Annotated in this window: 15 protein-coding genes and 1 pseudogene; 12 read left to right on the plus strand and 4 right to left on the minus strand. The window is 74.6% G+C overall.

Annotation, left to right across the window (positions count from 1 at the left end; translation table 11 throughout):
• The 12 genes and pseudogenes from EDJALFJO_RS34325 to EDJALFJO_RS34330 form a co-directional block, all read left to right on the plus strand.
• Positions 1 to 527 (plus strand): annotated as a pseudogene (locus tag EDJALFJO_RS34325) (hypothetical protein); the annotation flags it as partial.
• 199 nt (positions 528 to 726) lie between these two features.
• Positions 727 to 1,347 (plus strand): 50S ribosomal protein L25/general stress protein Ctc, encoded by a 621-nt coding sequence (locus EDJALFJO_RS13310; RefSeq protein WP_198950261.1) that lies wholly within the window; start codon positions 727 to 729, stop codon positions 1,345 to 1,347.
• A gap of 41 nt (positions 1,348 to 1,388) precedes the next feature.
• Positions 1,389 to 2,015 (plus strand): aminoacyl-tRNA hydrolase, encoded by a 627-nt coding sequence (gene pth / locus EDJALFJO_RS13315; protein ID WP_233149850.1) that lies wholly within the window; start codon positions 1,389 to 1,391, stop codon positions 2,013 to 2,015.
• Positions 2,016 to 2,241: 226 nt separating this feature from the next.
• Positions 2,242 to 3,657, plus strand: a complete 1,416-nt coding sequence (locus EDJALFJO_RS13320) for a family 16 glycosylhydrolase (RefSeq protein ID WP_088285970.1) — start codon at positions 2,242 to 2,244, stop codon at positions 3,655 to 3,657.
• 131 nt (positions 3,658 to 3,788) lie between these two features.
• Entirely contained in the window at positions 3,789 to 5,390 is a 1,602-nt protein-coding gene (locus EDJALFJO_RS13325; protein ID WP_143448556.1) for a sugar transferase, read from the plus strand.
• Positions 5,391 to 5,609: 219 nt separating this feature from the next.
• Complete coding sequence (locus tag EDJALFJO_RS13330) at positions 5,610 to 7,184, plus strand: sugar transferase (protein WP_088285974.1); 1,575 nt, start codon at positions 5,610 to 5,612, stop codon at positions 7,182 to 7,184.
• Between the two features lie 188 nt (positions 7,185 to 7,372).
• Positions 7,373 to 8,155 (plus strand): 3'(2'),5'-bisphosphate nucleotidase CysQ, encoded by a 783-nt coding sequence (locus EDJALFJO_RS13335; RefSeq protein WP_088285976.1) that lies wholly within the window; start codon positions 7,373 to 7,375, stop codon positions 8,153 to 8,155.
• Positions 8,152 to 9,081 (plus strand): sulfate adenylyltransferase subunit CysD, encoded by a 930-nt coding sequence (cysD, locus tag EDJALFJO_RS13340; protein WP_088285978.1) that lies wholly within the window; start codon positions 8,152 to 8,154, stop codon positions 9,079 to 9,081. Before EDJALFJO_RS13335 ends, cysD begins: the two co-directional genes overlap by 4 nt.
• A gap of 17 nt (positions 9,082 to 9,098) precedes the next feature.
• Complete coding sequence (cysN, locus tag EDJALFJO_RS13345) at positions 9,099 to 10,349, plus strand: sulfate adenylyltransferase subunit CysN (protein WP_088285994.1); 1,251 nt, start codon at positions 9,099 to 9,101, stop codon at positions 10,347 to 10,349.
• Between the two features lie 369 nt (positions 10,350 to 10,718).
• Positions 10,719 to 11,168, plus strand: a complete 450-nt coding sequence (locus EDJALFJO_RS13350; protein ID WP_369812528.1) for a UDP-N-acetylglucosamine--LPS N-acetylglucosamine transferase — start codon at positions 10,719 to 10,721, stop codon at positions 11,166 to 11,168.
• Positions 11,165 to 11,755 (plus strand): glycosyltransferase, encoded by a 591-nt coding sequence (locus EDJALFJO_RS13355; RefSeq protein WP_198950263.1) that lies wholly within the window; start codon positions 11,165 to 11,167, stop codon positions 11,753 to 11,755. The genes EDJALFJO_RS13350 and EDJALFJO_RS13355 overlap by 4 nt, the downstream gene beginning before the upstream one ends.
• Positions 11,756 to 11,898: 143 nt before the next feature.
• A complete protein-coding gene (locus EDJALFJO_RS34330) occupies positions 11,899 to 13,299 on the plus strand; it encodes a glycosyl hydrolase (RefSeq protein ID WP_088285984.1) in 1,401 nt (466 codons plus the stop codon).
• Positions 13,300 to 13,321: 22 nt separating this feature from the next.
• Here the strand turns inward: EDJALFJO_RS34330 and EDJALFJO_RS13365 are convergent, their stop codons facing one another.
• From EDJALFJO_RS13365 to EDJALFJO_RS13380, 4 genes are all read right to left on the minus strand, one after another.
• Positions 13,322 to 14,218 carry a sulfotransferase gene (locus EDJALFJO_RS13365; protein WP_088285986.1) on the minus strand — a complete coding sequence of 299 codons (897 nt, stop codon included), beginning with the start codon at positions 14,216 to 14,218 and terminating at the stop codon, positions 13,322 to 13,324.
• On the minus strand, positions 14,215 to 15,927 hold the full coding sequence (locus EDJALFJO_RS13370; protein WP_158220421.1) for a lipopolysaccharide biosynthesis protein: 1,713 nt from the start codon (positions 15,925 to 15,927) through the stop codon (positions 14,215 to 14,217). Before EDJALFJO_RS13370 ends, EDJALFJO_RS13365 begins: the two co-directional genes overlap by 4 nt.
• 20 nt (positions 15,928 to 15,947) lie before the next feature.
• Positions 15,948 to 16,835 carry a glycosyltransferase family 2 protein gene (locus tag EDJALFJO_RS13375; RefSeq protein ID WP_369812529.1) on the minus strand — a complete coding sequence of 296 codons (888 nt, stop codon included), beginning with the start codon at positions 16,833 to 16,835 and terminating at the stop codon, positions 15,948 to 15,950.
• Between the two features lie 176 nt (positions 16,836 to 17,011).
• Positions 17,012 to 18,331 (minus strand): hypothetical protein, encoded by a 1,320-nt coding sequence (locus EDJALFJO_RS13380; RefSeq protein WP_088285992.1) that lies wholly within the window; start codon positions 18,329 to 18,331, stop codon positions 17,012 to 17,014.
• Between the last annotated feature and the right edge of the window lie 18 nt (positions 18,332 to 18,349).

The following is an 18,349-nucleotide window of genomic DNA, read 5'->3' on the forward strand; positions in this document are numbered from 1 at the left end:
TGCCGCACCGGCCCCGGCCTGCGGGACCACGGAGGGGCCCGACCACGACGGCGCCGCCGACCGCCGACCCGGAGCCGTCCGCGACGGCGACCCCCTCGCCGTCCGCGACCCGCACGAAGACCGCCCGCACGAAGACCGCGACCCGCCGCCCGACGTCCGCACCCGCCGGGACGCCGACGGCCGAGGACGGCGTCCCGCGCTCGTTCGCCGGGGTCTGGACCGGGACCGCGACCCAGCGCGGCGGCATCGTCACCTCGTTCGACGTGACGATGCGGCTCGGCCGCGGTGCCGACCGGGGCACGATCGCCTCGTCGACCCTCGGCTGCACCGGCGTCGTGGACGTCGTCGGGACGCCGACGGCGAGCGTGCTGCGGCTGCACCAGCGCACGACTCGCTCCGGCGACGGCCTGTGCGCCCTCGGCGCCGACATCACGATGACGAAGCGCTCGACGAACCGGTCGGCCTGGGCCTGGGTCGACGACACCGAGCCGACGAACACCGCGAACGCCGTCCTCACCCGGTCCTGACACGCAGGCGATTTCAGCCCGGCGCGACCGGGCGGCTAGCATGGCCAGGTTGCCTCGGCGAGGGTCGGCCGCGATGCGGCCCCGTGATCGACGCGGTGCAGACGCTGTCGCGCCCGCGCCCACGCCGTGGCCCCGCAGACCGTTGCACCGCCATCGAGGACCACCGGGCGACAGCGCCCGGACGACGAGGAGTTACACAGTGGCCGAGGTCAAGCTCTCCGCCGAGACCCGTTCCGAGTTCGGCAAGGGCGCCGCGCGGCGCCTGCGCCGTGAGAACAAGGTGCCCGCCGTGCTCTACGGCCACGGCACCGACCCCGTCCACGTGAGCCTGCCCGGCCACGAGACGATGCTCGCGCTGAAGAACTCGAACGCGCTCCTCGCGCTCGAGATCGAGGGCAAGAAGCAGCTCGCGCTGCCGAAGGACGTCCAGCGGCACGCGACCAAGGGCTTCATCAAGCACGTCGACCTCATCCTCGTCCGCAGCGGCGAGAAGGTCACCGTCGACGTCCCGCTGCACCTCGTCGGGTCGCCGGTCTCCGGCACGATCGTCACGCAGGACATGACGACGATCTCCGTCGAGGTCGAGGCCACCCACATCCCGAAGTCGATCGAGCTCGACATCGACGGCGCGGGCGAGGGCACGCACATCAACGCCGCCGACGTGAAGCTCCCCGAGGGTGCCACGCTCGTGTCCGACCCCGAGGCGCTCGTCCTGCTCATCTCGACGCCGGGCTCGTCGTCCGACGCCGCTGACGAGGCCGCCGTCGCGGCCGACGCCGAGGCCCAGGCCGCCGGCGCCGCGGCAGCGACCGAGGCCTGACCGGTCCTGCCGGCAGGCACGACCAGCACAGGTTCAGCAGCGTGAACGACCCCGCCGTGGCCGGCGGCGACCCGGACGCAGTCTGGCTCGTCGTCGGCCTCGGCAACCCCGGGCCCAAGTACGCCGGCAACCGGCACAACGTCGGCGCGATGGCGCTCGACGCCGTCGCCGCCGAGCTCGGTGCCCGGTTCTCCGCGCACCGCTCGCGGGCCGAGGTCAGCGAGGTGCGGCTGCCGCCGGTCGGCGGCCGGCCCGGGCCGCGCGCCGTCCTCGCGAAGCCGTCGTCGTACATGAACGAGTCCGGCGGCCCGGTGAGCGGTCTCGTGAAGTTCTTCAAGATCCCGGCCGCGAACGTCCTCGTCGTCCACGACGAGCTCGACCTGCCGTTCGGCGAGGTCCGGCTCAAGCGCGGCGGCGGCGAGGCGGGTCACAACGGGCTGCGCTCGATCAGCCAGTCCCTCGGCACGAAGGACTACTGCCGGGTCCGCGTCGGCGTCGGCCGCCCGCCCGGACGGCAGGACCCGGCCGACTTCGTCCTCAAGGACTTCCCCTCCTCGCAGCGCGAGGAGGTCGCCCTCCTCGTCGGTGACGCGGCGGACGCCGCCCTGGACGTCCTGCGGCAGGGCTGGGAGCGGGCGCAGGGCGCCGTGAACACCGTCCGGCGCTGACCCGCCGCACCGCTCGGCCGCCCCCGGACGGCCCAACGCCGCCGCCCGGACCCTGACGAAACGTCACGACCCGCCGGGCCGCGCCGACCTTGAGCCCTCCGACGTGCTCCGTCCGGGTGGTCCTGCGCACCCATCGGTGGGACGCCGCCCCCGACGGGTCAAGCCCGGACGCCGCTCCCGCCGATGCACCGGCTGTCGTCGAGCAGCCGTCGGGGGAGCACGCAGCATGAGCACGCAGGACCCGAGCACCGCCGGCACCCGGCCCGCCGGGGGCCGCCGCAGCGCCCCGCACCGGCTCGCGGCGGCCGCCGCCGCGGCGGCCGTCGCGAGCACGGTGAGCCTGCTCGTCGCCGCGCCGCAGGCGGGCGCCGCCACGACGAACCTCGTCGCCAACCCGACGATGGAGCGCAGCACGACGGGCTGGTTCGCGTCGTCCTCGTTCGCCCTCGCCCGGGTGGCCGGCGGGCACGGCGGCGGCTACGCGGTCCGGCTGCGGAACGCCGCGACGACGACCCGCACGGGAGTCGTCAACGACACCGTGAACACCGTCCGCTCGACCACCGCGGGCCACGTCTACGCCGCATCGGCCTGGGTGCGCTCGTCGACCCCGCGGCGGGCGGTCTCGCTGCGGCTCATGGAGTACCGCGGCCGCACCTACCTGGGCCAGAAGGTCGGCACCATGACCCTGCCGGACACCGGCTGGCACAAGGTCTCGACCGTCTACACCGCCCGGACGACGGGCGCGACGGTCGACGTCAACGTCCTCGGGGTGCGGCTGCCCGCCGGGGCGTCGGTGCTCGTCGACGACGTCACGCTGCGGGACGCGACACCCGTCGTCCCGCCGCCGGCCGACCCGGGCACGCCGGGCGACCCCACCGGCACCACCCGCGCGGGCTGGACCCTGAAGTGGGCCGACGAGTTCGACGGCGCCGACGTCGACGCCACCCGCTGGAAGGTCGACGACCTCTCGACGTACGGCGACGGCAACTCCGAGCTGGCCTGCCTCATGGACCGGCCGGAGAACGTCTTCACGAGCGGCGGCGTGCTGACGATCCGGGCCCGCCGGGAGGCCGCGCCGGTCCGCTGCGGCGACCGGGACGCCCGCTTCCCCTCGGGCCGCGAGTACACCTCCGGGATGCTCCGGACGACGGCGGCCTGGCAGTACGGCCGGATCGAGATGCGGGCCCAGCTGCCGACCGCGCAGGGCGTCTCGAAGGGGCTGTGGCCCGGGTTCTGGATGCGGCCCGCCGGTGGCGGGACCGGCGAGCTCGACATCCTCGAGACGATCGGCAGCGGCCCCGGCGGCACCGAGTGGAACAAGATCCACCAGACGGTCTGGTACGACTACAGCGGCACCCACCCGCGGCAGACCTTCACCGCGACGACGGACGTCGACCCGAGCGCCGGCTTCCACACGTACGCGGCCGAGTGGGAGCCGGGCGTGATCCGCTGGTACGTCGACGACCGCCTCACCTACACCCGCACGACGGCGACGACCCCGTGGCTCGACGAGGCGTTCGGCAAGCCGTTCGTCATCCGGCTCAACATGGCCGTCGGCGGCTCGTGGCCGGGCAGCCCGGACGCGACGACGACGTTCCCGGCCGACTACCGCGTCGACTACGTGCGGGTCTACCAGCGCTGACAGCACCCGCCGCGCCGCCTGTTTTCCGGCGTTGTCCCCACCTGCCGACCCCCGCACGCCTATCGTCGGACTCGACCGGGCCCGGCCAGGCCGGTCGACGGGTGTCGGGTTCGAGCGATGGGGTGAAGCGCGTGTCCTTGGGCATGGAGCCCGAGGCGTTCCGGCGTCCTGCGCCGGGCGACCCGGAGATCGCTGTCGGCGACGGCGACCTCGGTGCCGTGCTGGGCCGGGGCGGCCTCGACGGGCTGAGCCTGTCCGAGCACCTCGACATCTCCGAGCGTCCGCAGCCCCTCACGACCCGCACCACCCGGCTGCCCCGCCCCGACATCGCGGACGACGACGCGCAGGGCATCCTCGAGTCCTACCGGCGCCGCGCGATGGCGATCGACGGCGCGAGCGCGCTGCTCGCCGCGACCGTCGCCGGCATCGTCCGGTTCGACATGCGCTGGCCGATCGGGATCGTCGTCCTCACGGCCGTCCTCCCGGCGGCCTGGCTCGTCGTCCTCGGCCTGCAGCGGGCCTACGAGAAGCGGTACGTCGGCACCGGCACCGAGGAGTACCGGCGGACGGCGTACAGCGCGTTCGTGCTCTTCACGGTCATCGCCGTCGCCTCCTTCACCCTGCGGGCCGAGCTCTCCCGGCAGTGGGTGCTCACCGCGGTGCCGCTCACCGTCGTGCTGTCCCTCGTCGGGCGGCACATGCTGCGGACCTGGCTGTTCAAGCTGCGCCTGCGCGGCCAGGGCCAGCAGAAGGTCCTCGTCGTGGGCCGCGCGGACGCCGCCGTCGCCGTCATCGAGAAGCTCGACCACGAGCCGCAGCACGGCCTCGTCGCCGTCGGGGCCTGCGTGCCGCCGGCCGGCGTCCAGCTCTCGCACGTCCACGGGGTCCCCGTCGTCGGCGACCCGGACCAGATCCTCGACGCGGTCGTCGAGCTCGGGGTGCACGTCGTCGCGGTCGTCTCGCACCCGGACCTGTCCGGGCACGCGCTGCGCCGCCTCGCCTGGGCCCTCGAGGAGCGGGACGTCGAGCTCGTCGTCTCCCCGGGCATCGTCGAGGTCGCGGGCCCGCGGCTGTCGATCCGCCCCGTCGCCGGGATGTCGCTGCTGCACCTCGAGCGCCCGGTCATCAGCGGCGGGCGGCGGGTCGCCAAGATCGCGTTCGACGCCGTCACCGGCGCGCTCCTGCTCGTGCTCGCGGCACCGGTGATGCTCGCGATCGCCGCGGCGATCCGGCTGGAGAGCCCCGGCCCGGTGCTGTTCCGGCAGACCCGCATCGGCGCCAACAGCCGGCGCTTCACGATGCTGAAGTTCCGCTCGATGGTCACCGACGCCGAGGACCGCAAGGGCGAGCTCGCCCACCTCAACGAGGGCAACGACATCCTCTTCAAGGTCCGCGAGGACCCGCGCGTCACCAAGGTCGGCTCCTTCATCCGCCGGTTCTCGCTCGACGAGCTGCCCCAGCTCGTCAACGTCGTCCGCGGGGACATGTCGCTCGTCGGGCCGCGGCCGCCGCTGCCGGAGGAGGTCGCCGTCTACACCGACGACGCGACCCGCCGGCTCCGCGTCCGCCCCGGGATGACCGGCCTGTGGCAGGTCAGCGGCCGCAGCGACCTGTCGTGGGAGGAGTCCCTCCTGCTCGACCTGCGCTACGTCGACAACTGGTCGCTCATGCTCGACGTGACGATCCTCTGGCGGACGGCGCGGGCCGTCGTGCGAGGCACCGGGGCGTACTGAGCCCGGTCGTCCCGCGAGCGGCTGCCCGCGTGGGCCCACGGTCGGCGCGACGACGTTCGGGACGTCCGTCCCCGGCCGATCGCCGCACGGCGGGGATCACCGCCCTCCGCGCGACCGGATCCGACGGAAGAAACGCGAATCACACGATGAGTGTGCGCGCGCGGGCTACGTTCGGTGGCGTAGGGGCGAGCGCGACTCGGGGGCGGGTCGCCGTACGTGATGACCACGAGCCGGGGTGACCTCGTGTCGCTGGAGACCGAACAAGATGTAACTCTCAGTGCAGAATCAGTTTCTCAGGGTGCTCAAGACGGGACTCGCGGGGCAGCGGGCCCACGGGCGGAGCCCGTCTGGCGCCGCACCCTCGTCGAGGTCACGGCCCGGACGACGGGGCGCTCCGACGAGGCGTCCCGGATCGTCGCCCGCTACCGCGCCGCGGCGCTCGCGCTCGACGCGACGGCGGCCCTCCTGGCGTCGGCGGCCGTCGCCGGTGCGCGGTTCTCCGGCCGGATCGGGCTCGGCTACCTCGCGCTGTGCGCCGTCCTCCCGCTCGTCTGGGTCGCCGTCCTCGCCTGGAACCGGGCCTACGAGCCGCGGTTCCTCGGCACCGGGACCGAGGAGTACCGGCGGATCCTCACCGGCGGGTTCGTGCTCTTCACGGTGCTCACGGTCGCGTCGTTCTCGCTGCGGGCCGAGCTCTCCCGGCTGTACGTCGGCGGGGTCGTCCCACTGACCCTGGCCCTCACCATGCTGTCCCGGCACACGCTGCGGGGCTGGCTCTTCCGGCTGCGTCGGCAGGGCCGGGCGATGCAGCACGTGCTCGTCGTCGGCCGGGCCGACGCCGCGGTCGCCGTCGCCGACAAGCTGCGGAACGAGCCGCAGCACGGGCTCGTCGTCGTCGGGGCGTGCGTGCCCGCGGTCGAGGTCCACGTCTCGCACGTCGCTGACGTGCCGGTCGTCGGCGACCTCGGCCGGATCCTCGAGGCCGTCGACGAGCTCGGGGTGCACGTCGTCGCGGTCGTCTCGCACCCGGACCTGTCCGGGCACGCGCTGCGCCGGCTCGCCTGGGCCCTCGAGGAGCGCGACGTCGAGCTCGTCGTCTCCCCGGGCATCGTCGAGGTCGCGGGCCCGCGCCTGACGATCCGGCCGGTGGCGGGCCTGTCCCTGCTCCACCTCGAGCGGCCCGCCTTCGCCGGCGGCCGGCGCGTGCTCAAGGTGCTCGTCGACGCCGTCCTCGGGACGGCGCTGCTCGTCCTCGCGGCGCCCGCCATGCTCGCGGTGGCCGTCGCCGTGAAGCTGGACAGCCCGGGGCCGGTGCTCTTCCGGCAGACCCGGGTCGGTGCGGCCGGCCGGCCCTTCACGATGCTCAAGTTCCGCTCCATGGTCGTGGACGCGGAGGAGCGCAAGGCCGGGCTCGTGCACCTCAACGAGGGCGGCGAGATGCTCTTCAAGGTCCGTGCCGACCCCCGGGTGACCCGGGTCGGGGCGTTCATCCGGCGGTTCTCGCTCGACGAGCTGCCCCAGCTCGTCAACGTCGTCCGCGGCGACATGTCGCTCGTCGGCCCGAGGCCGCCGCTGCCGTGCGAGGTCGAGCGCTACGACCACGACGCGACCCGGCGGCTCCGGGTCCGCCCGGGCGTCACCGGGCTGTGGCAGGTGAGCGGCCGCAGCGACCTGTCCTGGGAGGAGTCCGTCCTCCTCGACCTGCGCTACGTCGACAACTGGTCGCTCGCGCTCGACGCCGTCATCCTCTGGCGCACCGCCCGGGCCGTGCTGCGCCCGCAGGGCGCCTACTGACGCCCGCGCTCGTCGGCCGGGAGCGCTCAAGATCCGCGCCCCGGGCGCCGACGTCTCGCAGTGCGACCGCGCACGACGTCCCGCGACCCTTCGGGGGACGATGGTGCGGGCCCACGGCTGCCGTGGGTTAGCGTCACCGGGTGAGCGGCCCGGTACGCACCGGCCCCGCACTGGACCGAAAGGGTGAGATGAGCGGCCACGACGACGCGCGCCTCGCGCGGCTGCTGGCACAGGCGGCGGGCGACGCGCTGCTCACCGTCCGGACGCAGGGGCTCACCGGCCGCGACCTCAAGGACGCCGGTGACGCCCGCGCCCAGGAGGTGCTCGCGGCCCTGCTCGCCGAGCACGCGCCCGGCGACGCCGTCCTCTCCGAGGAGGCCGCCGACTCGTCCGCGCGCCTGGTCGCCGACCGGGTCTGGATCATCGACCCGCTCGACGGCACCCGCGAGTTCTCCGAGCCGCCCCGCGACGACTGGGCGGTGCACGTCGCCCTGTGGGCCGGCGGCGACCTCGTCGCCGGTGCCGTCGCGCTGCCGGCGCGCGGCGTCGTCCACGGCACGGACGCCGCCCCCGTCGTCCCGCCGCGGCCCGCCGGGGCGCCGGTCCGGCTCGCGGTGAGCCGGTCCCGCCCGCCGGAGATCGCCACCGCGCTCGCCGCGGAGCTGGGCGCCGACCTCGTGCCGATGGGCTCGGCCGGCGTCAAGTGCGCCGCCGTCTGGACCGGCGAGGCCGACGCCTACGTCCACGCCGGCGGCCAGTTCGAGTGGGACTCCGCCGCCCCCGTCGCCGTCGCCCGCGCCGCCGGGCTGCACACGAGCCGCGTCGACGGCTCCCCGCTCGTCTACAACCGCCCCGACCCCCGCCTGCCCGACCTCGTCGTCTGCCGCCCCGAGCTGGCGGCCCAGATCCTCGCGCTGACCACGGCCCTCACCACGGTCCGAGCCGGCGCGCCCGCTGGAGGAGCCCGATGACCCACCCGTCCCCGGAGCGCCGGACCACCGAGTACCGGCTCTCCCAGCTCGACACGCTCGAGGCGGAGTCGGTCCACGTCTTCCGGGAGGTGGCGGCCGAGCTGGAGAAGCCGGTGCTGCTCTTCTCCGGCGGCAAGGACTCGATCGTCATGCTGCGCCTGGCGGAGAAGGCGTTCTGGCCCGCGAAGATCCCGTTCCCGATGCTCCACGTGGACACCGGGCACAACTTCCCGGAGGTGCTGGAGTTCCGCGACCGCCGGGTCGCCGAGCTCGGCGTCCAGCTGGTCGTCGCGAGCGTGCCCGACGCGATCGCCGCCGGCACCGTGCACGAGCTGCCCGACGGCACCCGCAACCGGCTCCAGACGCCGGTCCTCCTCGAGGCGCTCGAGGCCGGCGGCTACACGGCGGCCTTCGGCGGCGCCCGGCGCGACGAGGACAAGGCCCGCGCCAAGGAGCGCGTCTTCTCCTTCCGCGACGAGTTCGGCCAGTGGGACCCGAAGAACCAGCGCCCCGAGCTGTGGTCGATGTACAACGGCCGGATCCACGGCGGCGAGAGCATCCGGGTCTTCCCGCTGTCGAACTGGACCGAGCTCGACATCTGGCAGTACGTGCAGCGCGAGGGCATCGACCTGCCGAGCATCTACTTCGCGCACGAGCGCGAGGTCTTCGACCGCGGCGGGATGCTCTACGCCAACAACGAGTTCTGCCGCCCGAAGGCGGGCGAGGACCTGTTCACCGAGAAGGTGCGCTACCGCACCGTCGGGGACGCCTCGCTGACCGCCGCGGTGCGCAGCGAGGCCGACACGCTCGACGCGATCATCGAGGAGGTGTCGACCACGAGGATCACCGAACGCGGTGCCACCCGCGGGGACGACAAGTTCTCGGAGGCCGCCATGGAGGACCGCAAGCGGGAAGGGTACTTCTGACAGTGGGACACGCCGGCATGGACATGCTCCGGTTCGCCACGGCGGGCTCGGTGGACGACGGCAAGAGCACGCTCATCGGGCGGCTCCTCTACGACTCGAAGTCGATCTTCGAGGACCAGATGGACGCCGTCGAGAAGGCCAGCGCGGCCAAGGGCGACGAGTACGTGAACCTCGCGCTGCTCACCGACGGCCTCCGGGCCGAGCGGGAGCAGGGCATCACCATCGACGTCGCCTACCGCTACTTCGCGACCCCGCGGCGCAAGTTCATCATCGCCGACACCCCGGGGCACATCCAGTACACCCGGAACATGGTCACCGGCGCCTCGACCGCCGACCTCGCGATCGTCCTCGTCGACGCCCGCAAGGGGCTCGTCGAGCAGAGCCGGCGGCACGCGTTCATCGCGACGCTGCTGCGGGTGCCGCACCTCGTGCTCGCGGTGAACAAGATGGATCTCGTCGACTACTCGCAGGAGGTCTTCGAGTCGATCGCCGACGAGTTCACCCGGTTCGCGACGAAGCTCGACGTGCCCGACCTCACGGTCGTGCCGATCTCGGCGCTGCTCGGCGACAACATCGTCACGCGCTCGCAGAACATGCCCTGGTACGACGGGCCGTCGCTGCTGCACCACCTCGAGCACGTCCACGTCTCGAGCGACCGCAACCTCATCGACGTCCGGTTCCCGGTGCAGTACGTCATCCGGCCGCAGTCGGCGCAGCACCCGGACTACCGGGGCTACGCGGGCACCGTCGCGAGCGGCGTCCTCAAGCCCGGGGACGAGGTCATGGTGCTGCCGAGCGGCTTCACGAGCCGGATCGCGGCGATCGAGACCATGGACGGCCCCGTCGACGAGGCGTTCCCGCCGATGGCCGTCACCGTGCGGCTCACCGACGAGATCGACATCTCCCGGGGCGACATGATCTGCCGCCCGCACAACGCGCCGAAGGCGACGCAGGACGTCGACGCGATGGTCTGCTGGATGGCCGACAAGCCGCTCGCCAAGGGCGCCAAGCTCACCATCAAGCACACGACCCGGACGGCGCGGGCCCTCGTCAAGGACGTGCGCTACCGGCTCGACGTCAACAGCCTGCACCGCGAGGAGAGCCCCGCCGGGCTCGGCCTCAACGAGATCGGCCGGGTCGTGCTCCGGACGACGCAGCCGCTGTTCGCCGACGAGTACCGGCGCAACCGGACGACGGGCGGCTTCGTGCTCGTCGACGAGGCGACGAACGCGACCGTCGCCGCGGGGATGATCCTCGACCAGGGCTGAACGCACCGTCATCGCCTCACCCGGACGGCCGTCGTCCGCCCGCCCCCTCAACGTGCGGGCCGGCCGGCCGACGGGAAGGGCATGACACCCGACCCTGTCGGCCCGGCGGACCCGTCCGGCGCCGCCGAGACGTCACCGACCGTGAGCGCGGTCGACATCGCTCCCGAAATGCCTGACGCTGCGTCGTCGACACGGCAGGATGGTGACGTTCACCCGGGGTGGGTGGCGTCGACAGGACGGGCAGTGACGAGCGAAGTGACGACGGGCCACGGCGGCCCGTGGACCGTGGCCCTCCCCGGGCAGCGCGCGGCCGGCGACGCCGCCCCCGCGACCGGTGACGGCACCCCGGGTGCGGCGGGCGGCGAGCGGCTGCGGCTGCTCCTCGTCGGGTCCAGCGGCGGGCACCTCGCCCAGCTCACGGCGCTCGACCCGTGGAGCGCGGCCCACGACCGGCACTGGGTCTGCTTCGACACCCCGGACGCCGTCTCGATCCTCGCCGGGGAGTCCGTCACCTGGGCGTACCACCCGACGACCCGGCACCTGCCGAACCTCGTGCGCAACCTCGGGCTGGCCTGGCGGGTCATGCGCGAGGAGCGGCCGGACGTCGTCCTGAGCACCGGCGCCGGGGTCGCCCTGCCGTTCTTCGTGCTCGCGCGCCTGCTCGGCGTCCCGGCGGTCTTCCTCGAGGTCTACGACCGGCTCGACACCTCGACCCTCACCGGCCGGCTCGTCCGCCCGTTCGCGAGCCGGATGCTCGTCCAGTGGGAGGAGCAGCGCGGCCTCTACCGCGACGCCGAGGTCGTGGGGTGCGTGCTGTGAGCGCCGACGGCGGCGTGCGCCCGCGGCTGTTCGTCAGCGTCGGCACCGACCATCACCCCTTCGACCGGCTCGTCGGCTGGGTCGCGGACTGGGCCCGCGCGAACCCGGGTTGGGACGTCGCGCTCCAGCACGGCCGGACGGCGGCGCCCGCCGCTGCGCCGAACCTCGAGGCCTTCGCGTTCTGCGACCACGCCCGGCTCCAGGACCTGTTCTCCGGCAGCGACGCGGTCGTCAGCCACGGCGGTCCGGCGACGATCACCGAGGCGCGCCGCACCGGTCACGTGCCGGTCGTCGTCCCGCGGGACCCCGCCCACGGCGAGCACGTCGACGGGCACCAGGTGCTCTTCGCCGGCCGGCTCGCGGAGGCCGGTCTCGTGACGCTCGTCGCCTCGGCGGCCGCGCTCGACGAGGCGGTCAGGGCCGCGGCGGAGCAGCGTCGTGCGCTGCCGGCCCCGGCTGCCGGCGGGGCGGCGGCGCAGGCCGCCGTGCCGCCCGGCGTGCACCGGGTCGGGCAGGTCGCGGAGGCGCTCGTCGCCGAGGCCAGGTCGTCGCGGCGGGCCCGTGCGGGCCGGGGACGTCGTCGCTGATCGTCGCCTGCTGAGTCACCGAGAGTGACTGCTGGTCGCCCGATCGCTCCGTGCCCGGGTGTGGGCTGCCGTGTTAGCGTGCTGGTCGTCGTGGCGGTCCGCCGTCGCGCGGCCATGTCCGCCGGTGCAGGAGGTCACGTAGCGTGAGCGAACAGGGTCACGGCCCTGACGCCGAGCTCGACCTCACCGACGCGTCGCCCTCCGCCTCCCGCAGGTCGCTGCGCCGGCCCCGCCGCCGGGAGCGCGCTGCCCGCACGCGCCGCCGGCGCACGGTGGCGGCCCTCGTCGCGGTCGCCGTGGCCGGGGTGGGCGTCGTCGTCGCGACCCAGCGTCCGGCCGGCTCGGACGGCGTGACGACGGTGGCCGCCGACGGGCCGTCGTCCGCGGCCGTCCCGGGTGCGACGACCTCCGGGCCGACGGGGTCCGTCACCGGCACCGCTGCGGCGACGGGCACCGCGACGGGCACCGCGACGGGCACCGCGACGGGTCCGGCCTCCGCCACCGGGACGGCCACGGGCACGGCCACCGGCACCTCGAAGACCGCCGCGCCGACGAAGGCCGGCGGCACGTCGTCCGCGCGGCGCACGACGTCCGCCGCGGCGCCGGGGCCGACGCCCCGGCTGCGGGCCGGCGGCGCGCCGTTCGCGACGCGCTGCGCGGTGAGCCGGACCCTCGTGCCCTCCTGCGGCGCCTACTGGGGGATCTACTCGCGGCGCTACGGCGGTGGCAACGTCGAGACGACGGTCAAGACCTGGGAGTCCAAGGTCGGCCGGCCGTTCGACATCGTGCTCATGTACTACGACTTCTCCGGCCGCAACGGCCCCGGCTGGTTCCCGGACCAGTCGATGAAGAACCTCGGGTCGAGCCGGATCCTCCTGCTGGACTGGGAGTCCCGGAACTTCTCGACGGGCGCGAACTACCGCTGGGCCGACATCGCCGCGGGGAGGTACGACTCGAGCGTCGTCGTCCCGTCGGCGCAGCGGGTCAAGGCCTACGGCACGAAGGTCATGCTCGGGCTCGACCACGAGATGGACCTGTCCTACGCCAAGCACGGCACCGCCGCCGAGTACCGCGCGGCCTACCGGCACCTGCGGTCGGTCTTCGCGGCCCAGGGCGTCGACAACGTCGTGTGGACCTGGGTGACGTCCGGCTACGTCGCCTACGGCAACGGCCCGCACGTGAAGTCGTTCTACCCGGGCGACCAGTACGTCGACTGGATCGGCTACGACCCCTACAACTTCAACACCTGCCACAAGAGCGGCTGGGAGACGTTCGACCAGACCGTCAAGGGCTTCTACGACTGGTCCGCCGCGAACGGCCTGGGGAGCAAGCCGCTGCTCGTCCAGGAGTACGGCATGCACTACGGCAGCGAGGCGCAGTCCCGGCAGTGGTACCGCGACATCGACGACGTGCTCCGCAAGCGCACCCGGATCAAGGCGCTCGTCCGCTGGGACTCCGACACCTCGTGCACGCTGCGGATCGACAGCGGGACCGGGATGGTCGCCGAGTTCAAGGCCGCCGGGCTCGCGGTCGACCGGCCCTGACCGCCCCTTCAGACAGCCAGGGTCAGCTGCTCCAGGGCAGGTCGCGGCCGAGCAGCGTCGCGAGCGCGGCGTTGTGCGGGGCGTAGAAGGCGCGCAGCTCCTCGGCGGTCGCCGGGTCGATCTTCGGCGCCGGCCGGTTGTTGAAGTGCGCCTCCTTGGGCACCGGCCACGGGTCGATGCCCAGGTGCTCGAAGACCGTGTTCATGACGGGCACCGGGTCGGCGTACATCTCCTCGCTGACGACGACGAGCACCCGCTCCCGGCCGACCGCGTCGAACCAGCGCTCGAGCTGCGGCGCGTAGACGCCCCGCTCGCGGTACGTGTGGTAGTCGTGCAGGCGGCTGTAGTAGTACGGGTCCGCAGCCATCTTCTCGGCCTCGCCCGCGAGCCGCGACGGCTCGGCGGCCAGCGCCTGCTCGAAGGTCAGCGGCTCGACGCCCTCGTCGACGCGCTCCCAGTAGTGCGAGTAGGCGCGCTTGACCGGGTCGCGGAGCAGGACGACGAACCGCGCGTCGGGCAGGTCGGTCGCGACCCGCTGCGGCACGTACGGGTTGAACATGTAGTACGGGCTGGCCTCGCCGGTGACGACGCGCTTGCCGAGCCGGCGCTCGGCGGTCTTGCGGGCGGCCGCGGTCGGGAAGTGCCCGCGGTACCAGGCCTCGCCGCGCGCGTAGTGCCAGTAGAAGTAGTGCGGGCTCTTGTGGTGCTCCCAGCGCGCGACCATCGGCAGCACCTGCGGGTGCTGCTCGATCCAGCGCCACGCGGACGTCGAGCCGCCGCGCTTGGTGCCGAGCACGAGGAAGTCGGGCATCGGCCGCAGCGCCGCCGTGGACTGGCCGTAGGCGCGGATGACGCCCTTGCCGAGGTCCTTCGCCTGCTCGGGGATGAGCGCCTTGACGCGCTTCTCGAGGCCGTTCACAGCGCGGATCCCTCTTTCCTGTGCGGTGCCGGGTGGTGCGGTGCCGGCCGGGTGGTGGAGTCCATCCGGTCATCTGGTTCATCGGACGGCGCGGTGCCGGACTGGACCGTGCCTGTGCCTGTGCCCGTGCCCGTGCCCGCGGACGGACCGGGCCGGCGGCGCAGGGCGGCGACGAAGCCGTCGAGCCCGAGCGCCCGGCGCCGCACCCAGAGCGCGCCGCCGTAGACCGTGGACGCGACGGCGACCCCGGCGACGGTGTCCAGGAGCGACGTCCCCAGGGCGGCACGGACGGCGAGCGCCGGCCCGCCGAAGGCGACGACGGCGAGCGCGGCCACCTCGGCGACCCGGCGGTCCCAGGACCGCACGCCGAGCCCGCGGCGCAGCTCGAGGGTGCCGAGCGCCGCGTCGGTGAGCAGCGCCGCGCCCCATCCGATGGCGGCCCCGACCATGCCGAGGCCGGGGACGAGCGCGACGTCGACGGCGAGCATGACGGCCGCCGCGACGCCGGTGTTCACGGCGGCCCAGTGGCTCTTGCCGGCCATGTTGAGCACGGTGTTCGCGTTGCCGGTCGCGACGACGCCGAGCATCGCGATCGACAGGATCGTCAGCGCGTCGGCGCCGGCGACGAAGCGCGGGCCGATGAGGGAGAGGACGGCGGGCGCGAAGACCGCCATCCCGAGGTAGACCGGCCACGTCGAGGCGATCGCGCCGACGGTGCTGAACCGGTGCACCCGCTGCGCCTCGGCGCGGTCCCCGCGGCTGAAGGCGGCGGCGACGGCGGGGGCGATGGAGAGCCGGATCGCCTGCATCGCGAGCGTCCCCGAGGTGACGAAGCGGCTCGCTGCGGCGTAGACGCCCGCCTCGACCGGGCCGCGCAGCGCCGCGACGAGCAGTACGTCGGCCCACGTGACGACCACCTCGAAGGTCGCGGCCACCCCGCGCGGGGCGGTGAGCCGCCAGAACCGGCGTGCTACGCCGTCCGCAGGCAGGTCCGGCAGCGGCTCGCCGGCCGCGGCGGCGTCGGCGGCCTTCTCGTCCCCCCGCCGGACGGCGGCCCGCACCCGGCCCCGGACGTCGCGGCCGGCGACGGCGACGGCGACGAGCAGCGGCGCCGCCCAGACCAGGAGCGCCCCGTGCAGCCCGGCACCGAAGCCGAGGACGGCGACGACGAGCAGGAGCGGACGGCTCACGGGGAGCAGGACCTGCTGGTAGAGCGTGTACGTGCGCATCGCGCCCAGGCCCCGGCTCGCGCCGTTGAGCAGCGCCGTCGACAGCGTCGAGAGCACGAGGAACGGCGCGAGCAGGCGCAGGGCGGAGGCGGTCCGGGCGGCGTCCGCCGGATCGTCGACGAGCAGCCGGGCGAGCGGGCCGGCAGCGGCCCAGACGGCCGTCGCGACGACGACGGAGCCGACGAGCACGGGCACGAGCGCCGCCCGCAGCGTGACGCCGAGCAGCCGCTGCCCGCCGGTCGCCCGCAGCCCGGACAGCGACCGGACGAGCCCGGTGTCGGCGCCGAGCAGCAGGACCGTCGTCGCGATGGTGAAGGCGGCGACGGCGGAGAAGAACTCACCCGTCGCGCGGTCGTCGAGGAGCCTGCCGACGGCGAAGGTCAGGGCGAACCCGCCCGCGCCGGTGCACACGGCGCCGGCCAGGCCGAGGACGCCGTGCCGGGCGACCTGCGTCCTGGTCGCCGCAGGGTCGCCACCCACGGGGGGCGGGAGCGTGCTCACTACAGGCCACGCCCCCGGCGGTGCAGGGCCGCCTGGAGCCGGTCGATCGAGAGCAGCCGGAGCGCAGCCGCCGCGGCGAGGTAGCTGCGCGGCTCGCGGCGGGAGAGCCTGGCGGTCTGCGCGGCGGTCGAGAGGGCGTCCCGGCGGCGGCCCATCGCGGCGAGCGCGATCGCCTGCTGGCCCTTGATCCGGGCCAGCCCGCGCGGCACCTGCGCGAACTGCGGGTGCTTGACGAGCATCGCCTCGAGGGACTCGTGGATCGTCGCCCAGCGGCTGAAGTAGAACGAGGAGCCGTGCCAGTGGATCTTCGTGAGCGGGCGCGGCACCGAGAGCACCGGCCCGACGGCGGCAGCGCGCAGCAGCAGGTCGTAGTCCTCGGCGTAGCCGCCCGGCAGGTCCTCGTCGACGAGGCCGATCGGGCCGACGAGGTCGGCGCGGCGCAGGAGGAACGACGACGGGTGCAGCTCCATGATCCGGCGCAGCAGCAGGTCCTCGAGGTGCACGGGGTGCAGCGGGCCGGGCCGCTCGACCTCGGTGCCGTCGTGGACGACGACGATCCCGGTCGCCACGATCGAGGCGCCCGGGCTGCGCTCGAGGAGCGGCACCTGGGCGCTCAGCTTGCCCGGCAGCCACTCGTCGTCGTCGTCGCAGAACGCGACGAGCGCGTGGGTCGCGGCGAGGATGCCCGTGTTGCGGGTGCCGGCGAGGCCGGGGGAGCGGGTGTTCGTGATCTGCCGCAGGGTGACCCGTGCGGGCAGGTCGACCGCGAGGTCGGTGACGGGGGTGCCGTCCCGCACGACGAGGATCTCGACGGCGCCCGGGTGGTCCTGCGCGGCGATGCCGGCGAGGGCCCGGACGAGCAGGTGGTCCCGGTCGCGGGTCGGGATGACGACGGTGACGGGGGTCGCGGTCGCCCCGGACGCCGCGGTGGCGTCGTCCGTCGTCGGCTGCGTCGGGCTGTCGGTGACCTGCACGCCTGGATCCGCTTCGGTTCGGTCGGTTCGGTCGGTTCGGTCGGGTGCACTTCGGTCGGTGGCGGCGGCCGGTCTCTGGCCGGGGACGATCATGGTGCCGTCCAGGCGTGCAGGACGTCGGCGGCGTCCGGGTCGAGGCCAGGCGGCAGCCCGCGGCCCGCGGCGAGCGCCGCGAGGGCCGTCGAGAGGACCGCCACGAGGTGGACCCGGACGAGGGTCCGGACCAGGTCCGGGACGTCGTCGGCGGCGACGCCGAGCCGGGGGAGGACGCGGGGCCCGGCGGCGGCCATCGCGGCGACCGCCTCGGTGAAGGTCACGCCGTCGAGGACGTGGGTGCACTGGTAGACCCAGCGCAGCGCGTCGAGCCCCACGGGGCCCTGCCGGCTGCCGTACTCGAGGTCCCAGACCCAGAGGGTGTCGCCGGCCCAGCCCATGTTCCAGGGCACCCAGTCGCCGTGGAAGGCGCCGACGGCGACGGGCCGGGCGCCGTCCGCCTGCTCGACGCTCTCCGTGAGGGCGCGCAGGGCGTCGGCCAGGTCGGGGCGGGTGCAGTCCGGGCCGGCCACGGTGCGGACCCGGGCGGTGAGCTCGGCCCAGAGCGCGGTCGTGCGCAGCGGGGTGGTCGCCGGGCCGGAGCCGTCGAGGGGGTCGTCGAAGGCCGCGGCGAAGGCGGCGAGCCGGTCGAGGACCCGGTCCTCGTCGTCCCGGCGGGCGCCGCGGGTGGCCTGCGGGAGCGGCTCGACGACGGACACGGTGAACGGCCCGACGGTGCCGTGGTCGAGCACCCGCGGCAGCCGGACGGCGGGCCCGGGCAGGCCGGCGCCGAGGTCGCGCAGGAGGACCGCCTCCCGCTCGACGCGGTCGCCGGTCGCCGGGTCGGACGCGACCTTGGTGAACGCGACGACCCGGCCCCGGACGTCGGTGACCTGGACGGTCGGCTTGGCGAGCGGGTGGAAGGCGCGCAGGCTCACGGCCGTCGCGACGGCGCCCGGCACGTGCCGGCGCAGGTGCCGGGTCACGAGGGCTGCGTCGACGGCGTCGTCGGGGACGTCGCGCGGCACGCTGGCGCGCAGCACGGTGCGCTCGCCGGACACGGCCGCGAGGCCCGCGACCGCGAGCGAGGCCGCCGTCCGGGCGGCGCGCACCTTGGGCCCGCGCAGCCGGTTGTGCGACGTGAGCAGCCGGCGGGCGGCACCGGCGTCGACGGGCACGAGGAAGAGCGGGCGGGCGGCCGACGGGATGACCCGCCAGGCGTCGACGACCCGGTACCCGTCCGGCGGCGGGCCGTAGCCGACGTGGACGTCGACCCCGGTCACCGGGAACAGGTGGCGCAGCTGGGCGGTCGCGGCGTCGACGCGCGGCGACGAGGGGCCGAGCTCGATGGTGACGCGGCCTGCGGTGGTCGTCACGACGGGGCTCCTCCGGTC

The sequence above is a fragment of the Kineosporia sp. A_224 genome (assembly GCF_002198655.1).
Lineage (GTDB): Bacteria > Actinomycetota > Actinomycetes > Actinomycetales > Kineosporiaceae > R-H-3.